This is a genomic window from Shewanella aquimarina, from assembly GCF_023349185.1.
GTDB lineage: Bacteria > Pseudomonadota > Gammaproteobacteria > Enterobacterales > Shewanellaceae > Shewanella > Shewanella aquimarina.
In genome coordinates this window covers 1-728 of the sequence record NZ_JAKIKY010000036.1, presented here as the reverse complement: position 1 = coordinate 728, position 728 = coordinate 1, and the positions used below count along the sequence as shown (strand labels likewise).

Here is a 728-nt window from a genome sequence, read left to right as displayed (position 1 = left end):
ATCTATTTGCAGGTTAAGTGATTTAAGCAAAGTATTAATTGATTTATGAAGCTCTTTAGGCATGATTTGGAGACGATTTTTTTCCATCGTTGCCATTTCAAGTAGCTGGGTTCGTCTGATTAATAAGTCTTTGATTATTTGTGACTGTTCATCCGGAAGTTGCTTTATCTCAGGTTTAATGACTGCCGCAAATTGAGCGATGACTGAAGCATCAATTTTATCTGTCTTTGCCATGACACCGATAGCTTGGGCAAAGCGACGAACTTTGATTGGGTTGACGATAACAACAGGTAAATTAGCCTTATCACAGGCAAAGACAAAGGCATGTTCATAACGGCCCGTCGCCTCAGTGACGATACGTTTTACCGGATGCTGCTTAAGTACGTGAATGACTTTCTGGATATGCTCTGGGTCATTTGGGATAGATAAATGTAAGTCGAGTGGATGTAGAACGATATCGAGTTGTGACTTACCGACATCAACGCCGACATTGATTTCAGTTTGGTTTTTATCGTTGTTCATTATAAGCTTACTCTGCCTTGCTATACGGGCTCGAGGCCCCAATGACTGTTCGAGTTATTGCTAGGAGTTATGCAGCGCTACCCACTTGTTACCGGTCTCTCGTAAGAGGAGCCGCCATTCAATCGAGCTACTGCATAAAGACCCTCAACGGCCATTGAGGGTGGGCCTCCAATTTACCCTAAAATGGAACAGGATTAACCATACAA

General features: G+C 42.7%; 1 protein-coding gene. It reads right to left on the bottom strand.

What is annotated here, in order from left to right; translation table 11 throughout:
* The coding region (locus tag L2731_RS19490; protein WP_249254891.1) for an IS110 family transposase at positions 1 to 522 on the bottom strand (522 nt) is incomplete at its 3' end.
* Positions 523 to 728 lie beyond the last annotated feature (206 nt).